General features: G+C 53.0%; 1 pseudogene. It reads right to left on the reverse strand.

What is annotated here, in order from left to right:
• Positions 1-73: 73 nt before the first annotated feature.
• Positions 74-565 (reverse strand): annotated as a pseudogene (locus CWI66_RS17700) (aminotransferase class IV); the annotation flags it as partial.
• Positions 566-656 lie beyond the last annotated feature (91 nt).

The following is a 656-nucleotide window of genomic DNA, read 5'->3' on the forward strand; positions in this document are numbered from 1 at the left end:
CCTCGTGTTGGAAAGTGTGAGGTTACTGTAGGGCGATTTTCAGCAGGGTGGCAGAACGTCGTGGAATGAACGCTTACTCCCAAAAGACAAGATTCCATATTGTCGCCTCGCTTAGGCGTCCACGGCTGTCCACAAAGGCCGCATCATCGAAGCCCTGGCGTATGGCTTGATGTAGATAGTAGGTCTTGCCGGCTTCACCCACATGCTTAATGGTAGCCAGAGGTCGCTCATGCGCCACAGCACTCAGTCTTAGAGGGCCTTTTGGGCCATCGGACGGCGCTCCTGTACGGGCAAGTACTGAAGGTTCCACATCCATGCTATTGGCAGTGAACTCGCCATGGTGTGAGAAGACAGTAACGGTCAATGACAGATCTTTTGCCCCTTCATTAACGGCTGTTTTGATATGGGACTGCAGTTGTTCATCGGGCAGCGCTCTTCCAAAAAACGCTAGAGAAGCTTCTCGTAGACGTTCCAGGTGAAGATCTAGCCCTTTGATTTTGCTGTCGCGCACCTGCATGGCGGTGAAGTGTGCAAACCCGGCAAACGCCAAGGGGCTCAGTTCGGAAAGGGTGACCGAGCGTAAGCGTTCATTCCACGACGTAGTTGACCTACTTCACGTCACGCAGAGGCCTTAATAACTCCGGCGAGACCTTGTA

Origin of the sequence: Halomonas sp. 141 (assembly GCF_002810305.1) — a bacterium.
GTDB lineage: Bacteria > Pseudomonadota > Gammaproteobacteria > Pseudomonadales > Halomonadaceae > Vreelandella > Vreelandella stevensii.